The sequence below is a fragment of the Methanobrevibacter ruminantium M1 genome, from assembly GCF_000024185.1.
In the GTDB taxonomy this organism is placed as follows: Archaea; Methanobacteriota; Methanobacteria; order Methanobacteriales; family Methanobacteriaceae; genus Methanobrevibacter; species Methanobrevibacter ruminantium.
Genome location: NC_013790.1, coordinates 2674730 through 2690344, shown reverse-complemented (window position 1 = coordinate 2690344; position 15615 = coordinate 2674730). Strand labels below are relative to the sequence as shown.

Below are 15615 nucleotides of genomic sequence, written 5' to 3'. Positions count from 1 at the left end.
AGTATTACTATTATGGGGAAATATTAAAGAAAGTATTACTTCTTGTTGATAATAACAAATTTTTTTAAGAAATCGTATTATGATTTGTTCAAAAGATAATAAATAGTTTAATATAGTACAAACAATATATTAAAAACAAGTATTCAATGGGGAATTATTAATTCATATGTATTCAACAGTTTTTATAAGTTCAACTCATATGAATATTAATAATTTTTATTAAATTTTCATATTTAGTAAAGTTTTAAAAAAACAGCAATTTTATTAAACTTTAATTTTTAATAAACTTTTAAAAAAACAGTAATTCTTATTAATTTCTGATTTTTAATAGGGTTTTAAAAGTAGTAATTCTTATTAGATTTTAATAATTTAATAAGGTTTTAAAAAAATAATTAAGTTATTAAATTAAGAAAACTTAATTTAACACTTAATTATGAGCTATTTAGGTTTAGAAGATTTAATGATTTAAACTAATTGTAGATATAAATAATACGGCGGGTATTAAATATAAATTGATTTGAAAGAATTAATTTAAATTTATGATTTGATTTGAGTTATTAAATCTTCCCAATATTTGATTTTAGAGAACTTTTTTTGGATGTTTTGTTGTATAGCTTTCTAGATGTTTTATTCCCTTTATAATATGGTCAACTTCTATAAGAAGCACTAATTCTCCTTTTCGAAGTATATACATTATTATTCTAAGAATAATAAAAACTTATACAAAATCTTTTATTTTATTGTTTTAATTGTTCAACCGTCTTTTTAAAAATCTTCTTTTAAAATCTCTTAAACGTGTTATTTTAAGAGTTTTCTTTTTAAAAGTTTTTTCAAATTCCATCTTTTATAATAAAAGTTTCCTTTTTAAAAAGCTTTTTTAAGAAATTCATTTTAAAAGATTCATTTTAAATCTTTCCGTAAAAATATAATAATTATTTGTTTCTTGGGCCAAGTTGACTAATGGTATTATAAAATTCTTTCATGGTTCTTTGGAACTTTTCACCTTCGGAAGCTGAGATCCATTCGAATCTGAATCTTTCCTTGTCAATTCCAAATTCCTCAATAATATCTTTAGTCATCAATGCTCTTCTATTCCATTTGTAGTTTCCAGCGTCGTAGTGACAGTCTCCGATGTGGCATCCGCCTACGAATACACCATCAGCTCCTTCTCTAAATGCTTTAAAGACCATAGAAGGATTGATTCTACCAGAACACATAACTCTTATAATTCTTATATTAGGAGGATATTGCATACGTGCGGTACCTGCAGTATCTGCACCACCGTAACAACACCAATTACAACAAAAACCTACTATTTTAATATCGTCTGCCATAATAATCAACTCCTATTAAAAGTTTTCTTTTTGTGGACTGTATAATGGAGGTTTTTCATCGCCGACACCAGCAACATATCCAGTCTGACCTTCATATTTCACTTGCAATTTGTGGAATAGTTTAGATACTGGAATTTCCATTGGACATACATCGTCACATTGACCACAATTTACACAGCTTGGACTCATATGGGATAATCTTACACCATGGAAGCTTAATGGATCAGGTGGAGCTTGTCCGTCATCCTTAAAGTATGACTTTTCAAGTTCACATTCATGACACCAGCATATTGGACAAACGTCTCTGCATGCGAAACATTTGATACATTTGTTCCATTGGTTTTCCCATTCCTCTAAAGTTAAAGCTTCGTCTTCTAACTGTTTTTTAGTGTTCCTCTTACCCATCTTGATCATGATGTTTTCAACTTTGCCTCTCATTTCAAGAGCCTTTTCGGATGGGTCTTTGGTTTCAATGAAGCCTTCAGCCTTAGCGCCTTCGATTATTTCATTACCTTTTTCGGTATTGACTTCCACAAAGGTCCAGCCAGGTTCACTACCCCAGTTACCACATGCAAGGTCTGCATTACGTGGAACTTTAAGTTCACATCTTTGACAGTTGTCACGACGTCCGTAGCCTTCATCTTCCAAGTCATCGATCTTGATTCCCTTTTCGCTTCCGTCTGCCATTTCAATGATAAATTTACCTTTATCGATTTCTTCTTTTACAACGTCAGCAGGGTCAACTTCATAGAATTTTTCTATCATTTCCTGTGCAGTCTCTGGTCTTACAGTTCCTCCACAGTTTAAACCGATAGTTATGATGTTTTCAGGATTGATTCTGTGTCTTTTAACCAATTCGTTAACAGCTTTTGCATCACAAGGTTTTACTGCAACAGCTATTTTTTGATCGCTTAAAAAACTGGAAATTAAATCTCCAACCATTGTAGGAGCACAATGTAATGAACCGCAAGTTTCGATTACTTCACTAGCATCGGTTAAGAGTCTTGGGATACCGTCATATACATCTTCGCCTTTGTTAAGAGTTAATACTCCGTCTACAATTCCCTGGCTTAATAGATATTGAAAAATAGAACTTACAGCTCCCCCACATGCTCCGCTATCAGTTATTTCATTTTCTTTACTTTTTGCAAGCATTAAATTTTCACTCATGTTATCACCGATATTAAGCAAGTTTCTCGAATATTTCAATTTCGCTTAATCCTTCACCTAAGTCTGCAGATGCAGCAAAGCTTTGGGTCAAGCCTTCAGCATTGGTGAAAGTTCCTTCTTTTTCCACCCAAGCTTTTCCAGGTAATACTACGTTGGAAAATTTGGTGAATTCGTCTTCGAAATTGGAAATATTTGCAATGAATGCTTTTCCTTTAATGTCACTTTCAGATAAATAGTCTAATAAGTTATCGTTTACGACAATAAGTACTTTTGAGCCGTCAATTAGGTCTATAATTTCATCTTTGGTTAATGGGTCTATTTTATCCATAGCTCCTTTGCTGTTTGGACCGTTTAAAATAGGGAGTAATTTAGCGCCGGTTTCGCTTGCTAAATCTTCAACTAATTTAAAGTCTTCAGCATCTGCAATTTTGTTTAAGACAATTACAGCTTCTTCGTTAAGCTCTCCTTTTACAGATGCGATAGCGTCAGCAAAAGTTGCCTTATCACTAAATTGGATGTATTCGTCAGCGTTTAAAGCAGTTATGGATTTTTCAACGTCATCTATGTTAAAGAATTTTGCTTCCTTGTCTTTAGCTAAAACAATTCTTCTAGCTGCTAAAGGATTTTCTCCATAGATGTCACCAATTGCTAAAATGAATTTAGCGTTATTGATATCATTATAATTTGCTATTTCTCCGGAAAATTTAGGGAAATTATATCCGTAAAATCCGATTTTATCGGTTCCGAAATCTTCTGCGAATTTTTTAATAGCATCAATTTCCTCATTGGTGTTCTTGTCGGAACAGATGATTGCGAGTTCGCTTGCATCGATTGCATCCAATTCCTTTTTGATTGCTGCAATGATGGAATCAGCATCTGATTCAACAAGCTCTCCATTCTGTACCAATGAAGGAGCATTGATCTTATTTTCAAATTGCAAAATGGAACCACGACCATTAGAACAATTTTTTCCTTCATTTATAGGATGTCTTTTGTAAGGATAGGTTCCTACCACTGCTCCGTCTTTGGAGACAATGTTTAATCCACATCCTACAGAACATGAAGGGCATATTGTATGTTTGATTTCTAACATAAAATATCTCTCCAAAATTTATTCTTAATTTATCCAATAATTATAAATTACCTAAAATTAAGAATCAAGTATCTCCATATTAGTTAAAAACGTTAAGTGTTTCTAAGCCTTTATTTTAAAGAATAAATGGTTCTAATACATTAAAACTGTTTTTAAACTAATAAACGTTATTTATATGTATAAATAACGATATTATATCTTTAGTAATAACTATATAAATATTATTATTTGTTGAGTATAGTTAAAGGCTCTTAGAATGGTTTATTTCGTGTTTTCTTTTATAAGATTGTTTATTTGCATTATATGATGGGTTAAGTTGCATCGATTTTTATTTTATTCATTTAGCATTAAGTTTTTTGTTTAAGTAATAATCTAATCATAACTGTTATTTTTTCTACATTCAAGCAATAAACTTTTTCTAAATTCATATGCTTTTAATTAAAATTAGTTTTTGTCTAAATTTTTATTATCGGATTTTGCCTATTTTTTTAAGTTTGTTTGTATTAAAACTAAATATTTTTTCTTTTATTTTTTAGTAATACTTTTTTTAAAATTAGTATTAAGTAATACTTATTTTCAAATTAGTATTATTATTCTTTTAAAAAAGAATTTTCATTGTTTTGCCTTTCATATTCTATTTAAGAAGAATCTTTAATGAAATTTTTTATGATTTTTAGATATTTGCAGATATTTTTCTTGGGCAGATTTTTATTTCCCTCAGATATTTATCTCGACGCTACAGGCTTCTTCTTATCTCAGGTCAATTTTTATTTTTCAATTTTTTTATACCCATTCAGTTTTTTAAAATTTTGATAAAAGTTTATCAAGTTTTATGAAAAATAACTATGATTTTGTTCATTTCGATTAGTTTTCAAACGCTCTTAAAAAAGCTTTATTTAGTTATAGGACAAATTATTATATGGTGTTCAACAGTTGAAATGTTTTTAATAAGTTTATTTTTATTTAAACATATTTAAAAATATTTTTTTTAATTTTGCAGATTAATATAAATTTAAGGAGTTTTTAAGAGCTATTTTGCTCTAATCTTAAAAGATTAGCGTATTAAATTGTTTTCTATTATGCAATTTAATACAAAATGGTTAAATATTTTAAGAAATAAATGGAGTAAAAAGATGACAATTTGTATATCTGCAATTTGTACTGAGAACAATGAAGAGCATATTGTTTTTGCTGTGGATCATATGATTACTACTGGATTAGGGCAATTTGAACACAGTATAAATAAATACAACGTTCTTAATGAAAATGTTGTTGGAATGATGGCTGGCAATGCCTTATTGATGGATTATTTCTTTGATGAAGATTATTCTGAAAATAGTTTTTCTGAAATCCTTGATATATTCGAGGAAAAGTTTAAGGAAAAGAGGTTAAACATTATTGAAAAAGAAATTTTAGATGTTTATTCTATTGATTTGGATTTCATAAGAGATATTTTAAAAGGTCCGATTACAAATGATTTCCAAGCGGCTATTTTAAAGAAAATTGCAAAAACAAAATTAGAATCTGCAATCCTTTTAATGGGATTTGAGAACAATAAGGCTAGAATTGCTGAAGTGTCCGATTATGGAATTGGAAATTTTAATCGTATTAATTTTCATACTATTGGTTCAGGTTCTATTCAAGCTCAAAACACTCTTATGTTCCAAAAACATTCAAAAAAAGATGATTTGAGAACTACATTGTACAATGTTTACAAAGCAAAAAAGAATGCTGAAGTAATGCAAGGTGTAGGGCAGGATACTGAAATTGGATTTTTGAATAATGGAAGTATCGTAATGCTTGATAAGAAGAATATGGGCATTTTAGATAATGTTTATGCCCTTGAATTGAACTGGGGAAAGGAACACAAAGAAGTGGGTGCTTTAGATTTTTAAACATGAGGTTTTCAGATGTTTTATGAAGAGCGAGTTGAAGATCAATTTTCCACATACCGCAATCGAGAAGAATTTATAAGAGAACTTTTGGATGTGGTAGATAATAAGATAACTGATGAAGAGATGGAAGATATTTATCAATTATTGGATATTCCTAGAAACTAATAATTTTTTCTTTTCTTTATCTTATTATTATTTTCAAAAACTTTTTTTTATTTTGAGGAGGTTTAAATGTTTGTTGAAGAAATACCAGAAGAGAAATTTTATTCAAATAGAATTAGGGATGAATTCATAGAAGAAGTAGTGGAAAAAATAGAAAATAATATTCTTCAAAATAAATATAGAAAATATTTGGATTATTAATTCTTATTATAAAATTTTTACTCTTTTTGATTTAATTTTAAAAGATTTTTTATTTTTTTTACTTAATTTCTCATTCTATCTATTAATTTTTTCTTTAATGGCATTGAATTATATTTCTATTATTTTCTTATATTTTATTTTAGGCCATTATATAACAATCTTTTTCAATTGATATTTCATTCTAATATTTTAATTCTTATCTTGTTATTAAAAGGCAAAGTTTATAAACTATAAGAATAAAATAACTTATTGTTACTAAAAGTTTTAATAATTTAATTTAGAAAAAGATTAATTAATTCAATTTTATGGAGAATTAATATGGCATTTAAAGACATATTTAAATTTAAACAAGGAGAAACTACCTTTATTTTTGTAGGCGGAAAAGGTGGAGTTGGAAAGACATCAATTTCATCTGCCACTGCTTTATGGCTAGCAAAACAAGGCAAGAAAACATTGATTGTATCAACTGATCCTGCTCATTCATTATCTGACTCACTTGAGACAAAGATAGGCCATTATCCTGTAGAGATCTGTGAAAATCTCTATGCTGTTGAAATTGACCCGGACAAGGCTATGGAAGAAAAGCAAAGGGCTCTTGAAAGCCAGAAATCCATGGCAACTGCAGACCAATTGTTGGGTCTTGATTTTCTAGGTGAACAGATGGATTTGGCTTCTGCATCCCCTGGAGCAGATGAGGCTGCAGCATTTGAAGTATTTTTATCTGTGATGACTTCCAATGAATATGATGTTGTTGTCTTTGATACTGCGCCAACAGGACACACCCTTAGGCTATTGTCCTTCCCTGAAGTCATGGACTCTTGGGTTGGAAAGCTTATGAAGGCAAGATCCAAGTTAGGGGCTGCTGCAAGCGCTCTTAAGAATATCATTCCATTTATGGATGCTGAAAATGATATCCAATCCTCTCAGGAGTTGGAAGAGACTAAAAAGCAGATTAATGAGGCAAAGGCAGTATTGTCTGACCCCGATAGAACTACATTCAAGATGGTTGTAATTCCAGAGGAAATGTCTATTTATGAATCTGAAAGGGCAATTGAGGCATTAAACAAATATGACATTACAACTGACAGCATAATTGTAAATCAGGTCATGCCAGATATTTCAGACTGTGACTTCTGTCATTCAAGGTATATGCTTCAGCAAAAAAGATTGGCTCTCATTGATCAAAAGTTCTCTGACCAGGTCGTAGCTCAAGTTCCTTTATTCAAGGATGAAGTAAAAGGTAAGGAAAAGCTTTTAAAACTAGCTGAAATCTTATATGAAGGAAAAGATAATGATGAAGTTGAAGCAAGTGTGATTCAGTTATAGTTGCTTTACTTATAAATCTTCATTATTTTCTTTTTTAAACTTTTTTTGCACTGTTTCATTATTTTTATTAAATTTTATTTTTTTTAATTAAGTTTATTGTTTATTCTTATTTTATCTAGATTTTATTTATATGTTGTCTATTTTTAATTTAAACTGTTTTACAAACGCAAAATTTACAAGTATAGTAATCCTTTTCTTGCTTGCCAAAGTATTCTTTTAAATCGCAATAATAAACAGTATTTCCATCTTCAATCTCTTCATGGACTGTATTGCCGTTTTTAAAATCCATTCCAACTGGATGCAATGGTTTTTTAGCAATAAGGCTTAAATATAAGCAAATTGATTCAATGAACTTTTTAAAGGAGTCTTCGCTTTCAGGTGAGCATCCTTTAAAGAACAAATCTATTTCATTTTTCATTGAATATATCATTTCATCACTTATTTCAAAATCATCTTCCTCAGATATCTTTGTTTCCATTATTTCATCATAATTTTTCAAGTTAAACTCAGAAACCTGTTTTGATATTGGATTTATATCCTCTTTTTTAAGGTTTTCTTTTATATGATCAATATCATAATTTTGAATATTCTCTTTAATTTCCTCTAAAAGCACTGATGACTTCATTACAATCCCTCAAATATTTTATTTGATTTAAATTATTTTAATATTATTTGATGTTTAATTATCTTTTAATCACTTTCCTCTTTGTATTTAAAGCATTCATGGATATGATTGTCTATCACTCCAATTGCTTCCAAATAAGAGTAGATAATGGTTGTTCCAACAAATTTCATTCCTCTTTTTTTAAGGTCCTTAGCTATCTTATCGGATAATGGAGAATTTGTCTTATAGTTTTCTTCCGTATCCTTTAGAACCTTATTGTCTGTAAAGCCCCAAATGTAGTTTGAGAATGATTTGAACTCATTTTGAATTTCAATAAAGACATTTGCATTGTTTATGGCAGAATTGATCTTTCCCTTATGCCTAATGATTCCTGCATTGTTTCTAAGCTCCTCTACCTTTGCATCGTCATATTCACTTACTTTAACTACATCAAAATTATCAAATGCCTCTTTAAAGTTATCTCTTTTTTTAAGAATGGTTATCCATGAAAGTCCTGCCTGAAATGATTCAAGCACGAGCATTTCAAAGAGCTCCCTATCGTCATAGGTGGGAACTCCCCACTCCTCATCATGGTATTTCACATAGATTTCCTCTACATCTTCTGCCCATGGACATCTTTTTTTGCTCATAAAATCACTTTAAATTTAATTTGGAATTCTTAAGAATTTCTTAGATTTATATTTGATTATAAATTTAATTATTTAAAAATATTTATATTAAAGTTAGGTTCTTTTCAGGGGGTATTTGTTTAAAATATTTATATTTAAAAAACTGATTTTCTGTGGGGATAAGCCCAATGTTTAAAATATTTATATTAAAAAATTTATATGATATCTTATGTTAGTTAATGCAGATTTACATATTCACAGCTGTTTTTCCATGGCCACATCTAAAGACATGCTGATAGAGAACATTGCTCCAAAATCCCTTGAAAAGGGCTTGAAACTTGTTGGAACTGGAGACGCATTCCATCCTAAATGGTTGGATATCATTAGGCAAAGCACAGAATATAAGGGAGATGGAATATACTCAAGAGGGGACTGTGACTTTGTCCTTACAACTGAGGTGGAAGGCAAGCATAAGGTACACCATGTGATTATCATTCCAGATTTGGATATTGCTCATGAGCTCTCTGCTAAGTTAGTGTCCTCTAATAAGTTTATAGATGGCAGACCTAAGACTCCACTTGGGGGAGCTGAGTTATTGGAGCTTGTTCGTGAATATGACTGCATGATAGGACCTGCCCACTCATTTACTCCCTGGACTGGAATGTATAAGTATTACGATAGCATTTACGACTGTTATGATAAAAGGCCTGATTTTGTTGAATTAGGACTTTCTGCAGATACTGATATGGCTGATTGCATAAAGGAATTGTCTGATTTTGTATTTTTATCCAATTCTGATGCACATTCTCCTTGGCCTCATAGGTTAGGAAGGGAGTTTAATCAGATAGAGATGGATGATGTTTCCTTTTCATCACTAAAGAAGGCATTTAAGCACAAGACTGTAAAAGCAAATTATGGAATGCTTCCTAATTTGGGAAAATACCATATGACTGCATGCACCAAATGTTATAAGCTTGTTGATCCTATCATTGCTAAGGAGAATAAGATGATATGCTCTTGTGGCGGTCGGATAAAGAAAGGGGTTGACTATAGGATAAGCGAGATAGCAGACTTTAGCCAGCCAAAGCATCCGAGCCATAGGCCACCTTATGTTCATCTTATGCCTCTTGGAGAGCTGATCAGTATGGTTTATGATAAAGGGGTTACAACCAAGACTGTTCAGGGAATCTGGCAAAAGATGGTGGATAACTTTGGTCCGGAGATTGATGTATTGATTAAGACTCCCCTTGATGAGATAGAAAAAATAGATAGTGATGTTTCCCTTGCCATTCAAGGATTTAGAGAAAAAACTCTTAATATAACTCCAGGTGGTGGAGGAAAGTATGGGGAAATCTCATTTAGTGAGGATTTTAATAAAACTGAGAAAAAAGAGAGTGTGACCACTTTAGATAGTTTTTTTTAGCTTCTAATTAGGGCTTTTTTAGGTTTAAATAACTTTTTTAGGATATTTTTAAGAAATAGGGCTTTGCAGGGTTTTAATAACTTTTTTTAGAAAAATAGTCGTGGAAAGGTCATAGATAAAAAGCAGGCTTGGCGGGATTTGAACCCGCGGTCTTTAGATTAGGAGTCTAACGCCTTATCCAAGCTAGGCTACAAGCCTAAAATAAATACAATTATTAATTATTTAATAAAATTAGTTTAAAATTGTTTTTTAAAAAAATTAAAAAAAGTATAAGCGGACCCGCCGGGATTTGAACCCGGGGCCTTCGGATTAGAAGTCCGACGCCCTATCCAGGCTAGGCTACGGGCCCCAAATTACATGATAAATATATTATATTTTTTATGGTATATATAATTTGTGGTGGAATAAAAAAATAATAGATTAATTTAGATAAAAAAATCTAAATTAAATCTATTACAATTTTTATTTTTCCTAAAAGAGTTTTTTAGGATTTATTATGAAGTGAAACCATAACAATCCTGTTTTTTTTATCAACTGTCTTTTTTTTTTAAACAGTTCTTATTCAGTAATATTGGAAGTTTCATTTTCTTTATAATCGTCTTCCACTTCATTAGGCTCTTTAGTTACTTGTTTGCTCCAGGATCCTTCCAAGAATCTGCCTGTTCCAGAACCGATATGCGCATAACCAGTGTTTCCAGCATCATCTTTTAAAAGACAGACATAATATCCGCCAGAATTATATGTTGCACTGTAACAATATGCTCCAGGCCATCCTGAGTTTCTTGCTGCACTTGTTGCGAGTGCTTTTGCTTTTTCTGGACTGACTTTAGGTTTCCAAGCCTTTTGCTGAGTATTAGAACTACTTGATGAACTTGAACTTGAACTTGAGCTTGAGCTTGAACTGCTGCTTGAGCCGGTACCAGTGCCGCTTGAACCAGTTCCACTTCCAGAGTCTGTTGTTCCTGCAGTTATTCCACTACCTGAATTTCCGTTTCCTCCTGTGGTATTGTTTCCTATACCGGTATCTCCAGATTCGTCAGGAGTAAATCCAGAGAGGTCATTAAATACAGTATTGCTGTCATTTGTAAGTCCATAGGCAGTTACTCCTGCTGCAATACATAAAACGATGATTACGGATATAAGAATGCTTGAATTATCCATTTGCTCACCTCTTTAATTTTTAATAAAAAGGATTTATAGTAAATAATAATTGTGGTTTACTACAAATAATTTTATTTTATGATTAGTTATCGAATCTTAAAATTGAATATATATAATTTATTTTGAGTATTTATATAGTTATTTATTTTTATTTATTTTTTTCTTTCATCGTAAAAAATAGTAAGTTTGAAAAATGAATATTTAAATTATAATTATAAATGGGATAAATAGTAAGTTTTGGTAAAAATAGCTTTTAAATAAATAAAAATATTGAGAATATAAGAATATATTCTCTTAAAATAGTTTTTTAATTAAGGTGCGCCTCCGGCACCTTCAATAATTGCTCCACCGTATGATACAGTAATGTAACCTACATTAGTACCTTCTGCATTAGAAATATAACAGACATAGGCTGATCCAGTATCTGATACGCTGCTGATATAAGCGCCTTCTTCGGCAATTGCGCCAGCTGCTATGTTTTTAGCTTGGGCTGCGCTTATTTTGCTAGGACTTGGGCTTGGGTTAGTATTTCCTCCGCCATTTCCAGAGGAACTTCCGCCAGAGCCAGATGATCCAGAACCGCTTCCGGAACCACTTCCTGAACTGCCTGAACCACTTGAGCCACCGCTTGAGCTGCCGCCAGTGTTGGTAGCCACATTAGTTTGACCTGCGGTTATTCCGCCGCCTTGAGAATTGTTTCCAGTAGTATTTCCTATTCCAGTATCTCCAGAATCAGTACTAGATGGTGAAAATCCAGTTAAATCACTGAAGACTGCATTATCACCCTCACTTATACCATATGCAGTTACTCCTGCTGCAATACATAATACTATAATTACTGAGATTATAATATTGGAGTTGTCCATTTTTTCACCTCACTTCCTTTTTGAAGATATTGAAAAATTATTATATGATAATTTTTTTAAATTTGAGTCAGTTATTGTTCTTGATTTGATTAGACAATAATTTATTTTTCTTTATTGCTCTTAATAAAATTTAAACAATATTTTTCGAATTTAACTTTTTTTCAATAACTTATTAAAAATGAATAATTGAAAGTTTTCCAATTAATTATTATAATATTGGAATTTCAATTTATATATAATTTTCCTAAACTATTGAAGATTAATTTTTATAATTTATATAGTTTTCGTTGAATTATCATTATTTCTTCTTCTAGAGCTTTTCAAATTTTCAAATTTTGATCAAGTAAAAATTTCGATTATTTTATTTTATCCCCAACTTAAAGTTCCCCAACTTAAAGTTCCCCAACTTAAAGTTCCCCAACTTAAAGTTCCCCAACTTAAAGTTCCCCAACTTAAAGTTCCCCAACTTAAAGTTCCCCAACTTAAAGTTTCAATGTTTTTTATTTCATTCCATTTAAAATTCCAATATTTTTAATTCTCATCAAGTTAAAATTCTAATTATTTTAATCAGAATAGCTAAAAAGTATTACTTTTCGAATATATACAAACAAAAACTGGCTAAATTTTGCAAAATTTAACTAATTTATAAATGTATATATAAAAAATAATACTTTTTTGTATTTTTTTATGAATTGCTTATAAGTTTTATGCAAATTGGGCTAAATAAATTAATAATTTTTTTCAATTTTTCAAAAGAAAAATCTTTGCTTAATTTGTCATGATTTTTAAAAAAATCTATCATATTTTATCATGAATTTTTGTTTAACTAAATTAACTATTTTTTATATAGTCCAATTCTCTGAGGTCCTATAATGGGATTTTAAGAAAATTCTTAATGATTTATTACGAAATAAGGCTTTTTTTAGGTTTGCCTAAATTATTATTTTATTTAAAGTTTTCTTTTTTGTTTAAAAAGGTTAATTTATATTGTTTTAAGTAATAATATAATATGTTAGTTTCTAACTTTTGAAAATTTTATAAAATAAGGGGTGACACATTTGAGCGATAAAATAGTTATATCCCCAACATCTCGTCAAGAAGGCCATGCGGAACTTATCATGGAAATTGACGATGAAGGGATAGTTACCAAAGGTAGATACTTTAGTATCACACCTGTCAGAGGCTTAGAGAAAATGGTTACAGGTAAAGCACCTGAGACTGCACCAGTTCTTTGTCAAAGAATCTGTGGGGTATGTCCAATTCCTCACACATTAGCATCTGTCGAAGCGATGGATGACTCCCTTGACATTGAAATTCCAAAAGCAGCTGCATTGTTAAGAGAATTAACAATTTCTGCTTCTAACTTAAACAGTCACGCTATTCACCATTTCTTGGTTGCTCCTGATTTTGTACCAGAAGATCTTTTCAAGACTGCAGTAGACAGTGTTGGAACCATTAGGAAAAACGCACAGTATGTTGTAGATATGGTAGCTGGTGAAGGTATTCACCCATCTGATGTAAGAATCGGCGGTATGGCAAGAAACATTTCCGAACTTGCTCGTAAGAAATTATACGCCAGACTCAAAGCATTAGTCCCTGTAGTGGACAACCATGTTGAATTGATGACTAACTTAATCCTTGAAAAGGACATTCCTGAAGGATTAGGTGTAATTGACGCTCCTGTATTTGCAAGTGATGTAGTATACGGTAAAAGAGACTTCTTTGACCTTGACAGATTTACTGAAATCGTACCTGAAGCTTGGTATGACGACCCTGAAGTCGGTAAAAGGGCATGTACCACCATCCCATTATACGATGGCGTAAATGTTGAAACCGGTCCAAGGGCAAGAGTAGACAAGTTCCAAGGTTACAAAGAAAGAGGTGTTGTAGCACAACACTTATCAAGAGCTCGTGAAATGAAAACTTACCTTTCCAGAGCTATTGCTATCTTAGATGAATTAGATACTGCTGCTAATACCCTTGCAGATTTCGATCCAAGAGGTACCAACAAGTTAGGTATTGGTGTAATCGAAGCACCAAGGGGAACTGACGTTCACATGGCACAAGTAAAAGACGGAAAAACCGCTTTCTACAGTGCATTAGTACCAACAACTTGGAACATCCCAACCATGGGTCCTGCAACTGAAGGATTCCACCACGAATGGGGACCTCACGTTATCAGAGCTTACGACCCATGTTTATCTTGTGCAACTCACGTAATGGTAGTTGACGATGAAGATAAATCTGTAGTCGAAAATAAAATGGTGAGAATTTAATTAATTGATTTTAATAGGATGGAATATCATGCCTTATGATGCAGGAAGATTAGTTGTAGGATGCGGAAACGTCTTATTTAAAGATGACGGATTCGGTCCAATGGTTATACATGCTTTAGAAGATTACTTTAAGGAAAACAATCTTGAAATGCCTAAAGATACCCAGTTCATTGATGCGGGAACCGGAGCCACACATTTCATATTTTCAATGCCTGACGACAATTGGAAGAAGGTCATTGTAGTGGATGTTGTGGAATGGAACGCAGAACCTGGAACACTAAAGATCTTCAGTCCTTATGACATGCCTAAAGGAAAGTATGAAAACGCTCATACCTGGCCTGTAGAGGAACCTCTCCACGATTTGGTGGATATGGGTATAGAAGTTGTAATCGTCGGATGTAAACCAAAAGAAATCACTGCACCAGATGTAGATATGGGCTTAACAGAGCCAGTGGAGGCAGCAATTCCTAAAGCTATTGAAATGATATTAAATGAACTTTAAAGGGGTTTAGCAATGCTTGCAAGAATTAAAAACAGCATTAGAAAATTTTTAGGACTTGAAGCTAAACCGGACGCAGAAGATGATGAAGCAAAAGCTGAGACTCAAGACAAATTAAAACAAGAGATTAAAAAGGAAGTTGAAGCTCAATCAAAGCCAGCAGAAGAGGCTAAGAAAGAGGCTGACGCTAAAGCTGAAGAAGAAGCTCAAGCTAAAAAAGAAGCAGAATCATCTAAAGCATTAAAAGAATCTTCAACTCAGGAGGTTGAAAAAGTGGCTGACAAACCAAAAATAGGATATATTCACATGAGTGGGTGTACTGGAGACGGTATGTCTTTAACTGAAAATTACGACATTCTCTCAACCTTACTCACTGATATGGTGGACATCGTTTACGGAACAACTTTAGTAGACTTATGGGAAATGCCTGAAATGGATTTGGCATTAGTCGAAGGGTCTGTCTGTTTACAAGATGAACACAGTGTAAAAGAACTTATGGAAGTAAGAGAAAAAGCAGGATTAGTTTGCGCATTTGGATCTTGTGCAATGACTGGTTGTTTCACCAGATATGCACGTGGTGGACAATTAGCACAACCTAAACACGAATCTTTTGTACCAATTTCTGACTTGGTAAAAGTAGATTGTGCTATTCCTGGATGCCCAGCATCCCCAGAAATTATTGCAAAAGTAGTTGTTGCATTAATCAACGGTGACATGGATTACTTACAACCTATGTTAGACATGGCAGCATGCAACTTAGCTTGTGGCTGTGACTTACAGACCAACGTAGTAAGTAAGGCATTATGTTGTGGTTGTGGAACTTGTGTATTAGCATGTCCAACCAGAGCTCTTGAAATGGTAGAAGGTAGACCATCACACAATAAAAACAGATGTATTAAATGTGGCGCATGTACTACTCACTGTCCAAGAACCTGGTTCCCTGCTGAACAAATTAAAAAGGACTTAGGATTATAGG

The 15615-nt window shown here is 32.1% G+C and carries 15 protein-coding genes and 2 tRNA genes; 8 read left to right on the top strand and 9 right to left on the bottom strand.

The window, feature by feature from the left end; translation table 11 throughout:
* Positions 1-932 precede the first annotated feature (932 nt).
* From MRU_RS10435 to MRU_RS10425, 3 genes are read right to left on the bottom strand one after another with little or no spacing between them, the layout of a single operon-like run.
* Positions 933-1334 carry a hydrogenase iron-sulfur subunit gene (locus MRU_RS10435; RefSeq protein ID WP_012956874.1) on the bottom strand — a complete coding sequence of 134 codons (402 nt, stop codon included), beginning with the start codon at positions 1332-1334 and terminating at the stop codon, positions 933-935.
* A 15-nt stretch (positions 1335-1349) separates the two neighbouring features.
* Positions 1350-2504, bottom strand: coding sequence for a Coenzyme F420 hydrogenase/dehydrogenase, beta subunit C-terminal domain (locus MRU_RS10430; protein ID WP_012956873.1), 1155 nt, complete (start codon positions 2502-2504; stop codon positions 1350-1352).
* A gap of 13 nt (positions 2505-2517) precedes the next feature.
* Positions 2518-3597: a molybdopterin-dependent oxidoreductase gene (locus MRU_RS10425; RefSeq protein ID WP_012956872.1), complete on the bottom strand. Its 1080-nt coding sequence runs from the start codon at positions 3595-3597 to the stop codon at positions 2518-2520.
* A 1133-nt stretch (positions 3598-4730) separates the two neighbouring features.
* On the opposite strand from MRU_RS10425, the gene MRU_RS10420 reads away from it, so the two are divergent.
* The 4 genes from MRU_RS10420 to MRU_RS10415 all read left to right on the top strand — a co-directional run bounded on the left by MRU_RS10420 (position 4731) and on the right by MRU_RS10415 (position 7181).
* A complete protein-coding gene (locus MRU_RS10420; RefSeq protein ID WP_012956871.1) occupies positions 4731-5492 on the top strand; it encodes a hypothetical protein in 762 nt (253 codons plus the stop codon).
* A gap of 15 nt (positions 5493-5507) precedes the next feature.
* Complete coding sequence (locus MRU_RS11970) at positions 5508-5657, top strand: hypothetical protein (RefSeq protein ID WP_012956870.1); 150 nt, start codon at positions 5508-5510, stop codon at positions 5655-5657.
* Between the two features lie 66 nt (positions 5658-5723).
* Positions 5724-5855 carry a hypothetical protein gene (locus MRU_RS12215; RefSeq protein WP_012956869.1) on the top strand — a complete coding sequence of 44 codons (132 nt, stop codon included), beginning with the start codon at positions 5724-5726 and terminating at the stop codon, positions 5853-5855.
* Between the two features lie 318 nt (positions 5856-6173).
* On the top strand, positions 6174-7181 hold the full coding sequence (locus tag MRU_RS10415; RefSeq protein ID WP_012956868.1) for an ArsA family ATPase: 1008 nt from the start codon (positions 6174-6176) through the stop codon (positions 7179-7181).
* Positions 7182-7329: 148 nt separating this feature from the next.
* Here the strand turns inward: MRU_RS10415 and MRU_RS10410 are convergent, their stop codons facing one another.
* Positions 7330-7806: a DUF2115 family protein gene (locus MRU_RS10410; RefSeq protein ID WP_012956867.1), complete on the bottom strand. Its 477-nt coding sequence runs from the start codon at positions 7804-7806 to the stop codon at positions 7330-7332.
* Positions 7807-7871: 65 nt separating this feature from the next.
* Positions 7872-8435 (bottom strand): DNA-3-methyladenine glycosylase I, encoded by a 564-nt coding sequence (locus tag MRU_RS10405; RefSeq protein WP_012956866.1) that lies wholly within the window; start codon positions 8433-8435, stop codon positions 7872-7874.
* Between the two features lie 208 nt (positions 8436-8643).
* On the opposite strand from MRU_RS10405, the gene MRU_RS10400 reads away from it, so the two are divergent.
* Positions 8644-9837 (top strand): TIGR00375 family protein, encoded by a 1194-nt coding sequence (locus MRU_RS10400; protein WP_012956865.1) that lies wholly within the window; start codon positions 8644-8646, stop codon positions 9835-9837.
* Between the two features lie 123 nt (positions 9838-9960).
* Here MRU_RS10400 and MRU_RS10395 read toward each other — a convergent pair.
* The 4 genes from MRU_RS10395 to MRU_RS10380 all read right to left on the bottom strand — a co-directional run bounded on the left by MRU_RS10395 (position 9961) and on the right by MRU_RS10380 (position 11864).
* Positions 9961-10035: transfer RNA gene (locus tag MRU_RS10395), tRNA-Arg, on the bottom strand.
* Between the two features lie 76 nt (positions 10036-10111).
* Positions 10112-10186: transfer RNA gene (locus MRU_RS10390), tRNA-Arg, on the bottom strand.
* A gap of 209 nt (positions 10187-10395) precedes the next feature.
* Complete coding sequence (locus MRU_RS11255; protein ID WP_012956864.1) at positions 10396-10998, bottom strand: hypothetical protein; 603 nt, start codon at positions 10996-10998, stop codon at positions 10396-10398.
* A gap of 311 nt (positions 10999-11309) precedes the next feature.
* The gene (locus tag MRU_RS10380; protein WP_012956863.1) at positions 11310-11864 is read right to left on the bottom strand and encodes a hypothetical protein; all 555 of its coding nucleotides are present in this window, start codon (positions 11862-11864) and stop codon (positions 11310-11312) included.
* A gap of 1058 nt (positions 11865-12922) precedes the next feature.
* Here MRU_RS10380 and frhA point away from each other — a divergent pair.
* The 3 genes from frhA to frhG are packed head-to-tail and all read left to right on the top strand — an operon-like array spanning position 12923 to position 15614.
* Positions 12923-14140, top strand: a complete 1218-nt coding sequence (frhA, locus tag MRU_RS10375) for a coenzyme F420 hydrogenase subunit alpha (RefSeq protein WP_048812525.1) — start codon at positions 12923-12925, stop codon at positions 14138-14140.
* 28 nt (positions 14141-14168) lie between these two features.
* Complete coding sequence (frhD, locus tag MRU_RS10370; RefSeq protein ID WP_012956861.1) at positions 14169-14642, top strand: coenzyme F420-reducing hydrogenase, FrhD protein; 474 nt, start codon at positions 14169-14171, stop codon at positions 14640-14642.
* A gap of 12 nt (positions 14643-14654) precedes the next feature.
* Positions 14655-15614 (top strand): coenzyme F420 hydrogenase subunit gamma, encoded by a 960-nt coding sequence (frhG, locus tag MRU_RS10365; RefSeq protein WP_012956860.1) that lies wholly within the window; start codon positions 14655-14657, stop codon positions 15612-15614.
* The last annotated feature ends 1 nt before the right edge of the window (position 15615 follow it).

Excerpts from the sequence above, each read along its gene's own strand:
- MRU_RS10435 (WP_012956874.1), bottom strand. The coding sequence starts at position 1,334 with ATGGCAGACGATATTAAAATAGTAGGTTTTTGTTGTAATTGGTGTTGT.
- MRU_RS10430 (WP_012956873.1), bottom strand. The coding sequence starts at position 2,504 with ATGAGTGAAAATTTAATGCTTGCAAAAAGTAAAGAAAATGAAATAACT.
- MRU_RS10425 (WP_012956872.1), bottom strand. The coding sequence starts at position 3,597 with ATGTTAGAAATCAAACATACAATATGCCCTTCATGTTCTGTAGGATGT.
- MRU_RS10420 (WP_012956871.1), top strand. The coding sequence starts at position 4,731 with ATGACAATTTGTATATCTGCAATTTGTACTGAGAACAATGAAGAGCAT.
- MRU_RS11970 (WP_012956870.1), top strand. The coding sequence starts at position 5,508 with ATGTTTTATGAAGAGCGAGTTGAAGATCAATTTTCCACATACCGCAAT.
- MRU_RS12215 (WP_012956869.1), top strand. The coding sequence starts at position 5,724 with ATGTTTGTTGAAGAAATACCAGAAGAGAAATTTTATTCAAATAGAATT.
- MRU_RS10415 (WP_012956868.1), top strand. The coding sequence starts at position 6,174 with ATGGCATTTAAAGACATATTTAAATTTAAACAAGGAGAAACTACCTTT.
- MRU_RS10410 (WP_012956867.1), bottom strand. The coding sequence starts at position 7,806 with ATGAAGTCATCAGTGCTTTTAGAGGAAATTAAAGAGAATATTCAAAAT.
- MRU_RS10405 (WP_012956866.1), bottom strand. The coding sequence starts at position 8,435 with ATGAGCAAAAAAAGATGTCCATGGGCAGAAGATGTAGAGGAAATCTAT.
- MRU_RS10400 (WP_012956865.1), top strand. The coding sequence starts at position 8,644 with ATGTTAGTTAATGCAGATTTACATATTCACAGCTGTTTTTCCATGGCC.
- MRU_RS11255 (WP_012956864.1), bottom strand. The coding sequence starts at position 10,998 with ATGGATAATTCAAGCATTCTTATATCCGTAATCATCGTTTTATGTATT.
- MRU_RS10380 (WP_012956863.1), bottom strand. The coding sequence starts at position 11,864 with ATGGACAACTCCAATATTATAATCTCAGTAATTATAGTATTATGTATT.
- frhD (WP_012956861.1), top strand. The coding sequence starts at position 14,169 with ATGCCTTATGATGCAGGAAGATTAGTTGTAGGATGCGGAAACGTCTTA.
- frhG (WP_012956860.1), top strand. The coding sequence starts at position 14,655 with ATGCTTGCAAGAATTAAAAACAGCATTAGAAAATTTTTAGGACTTGAA.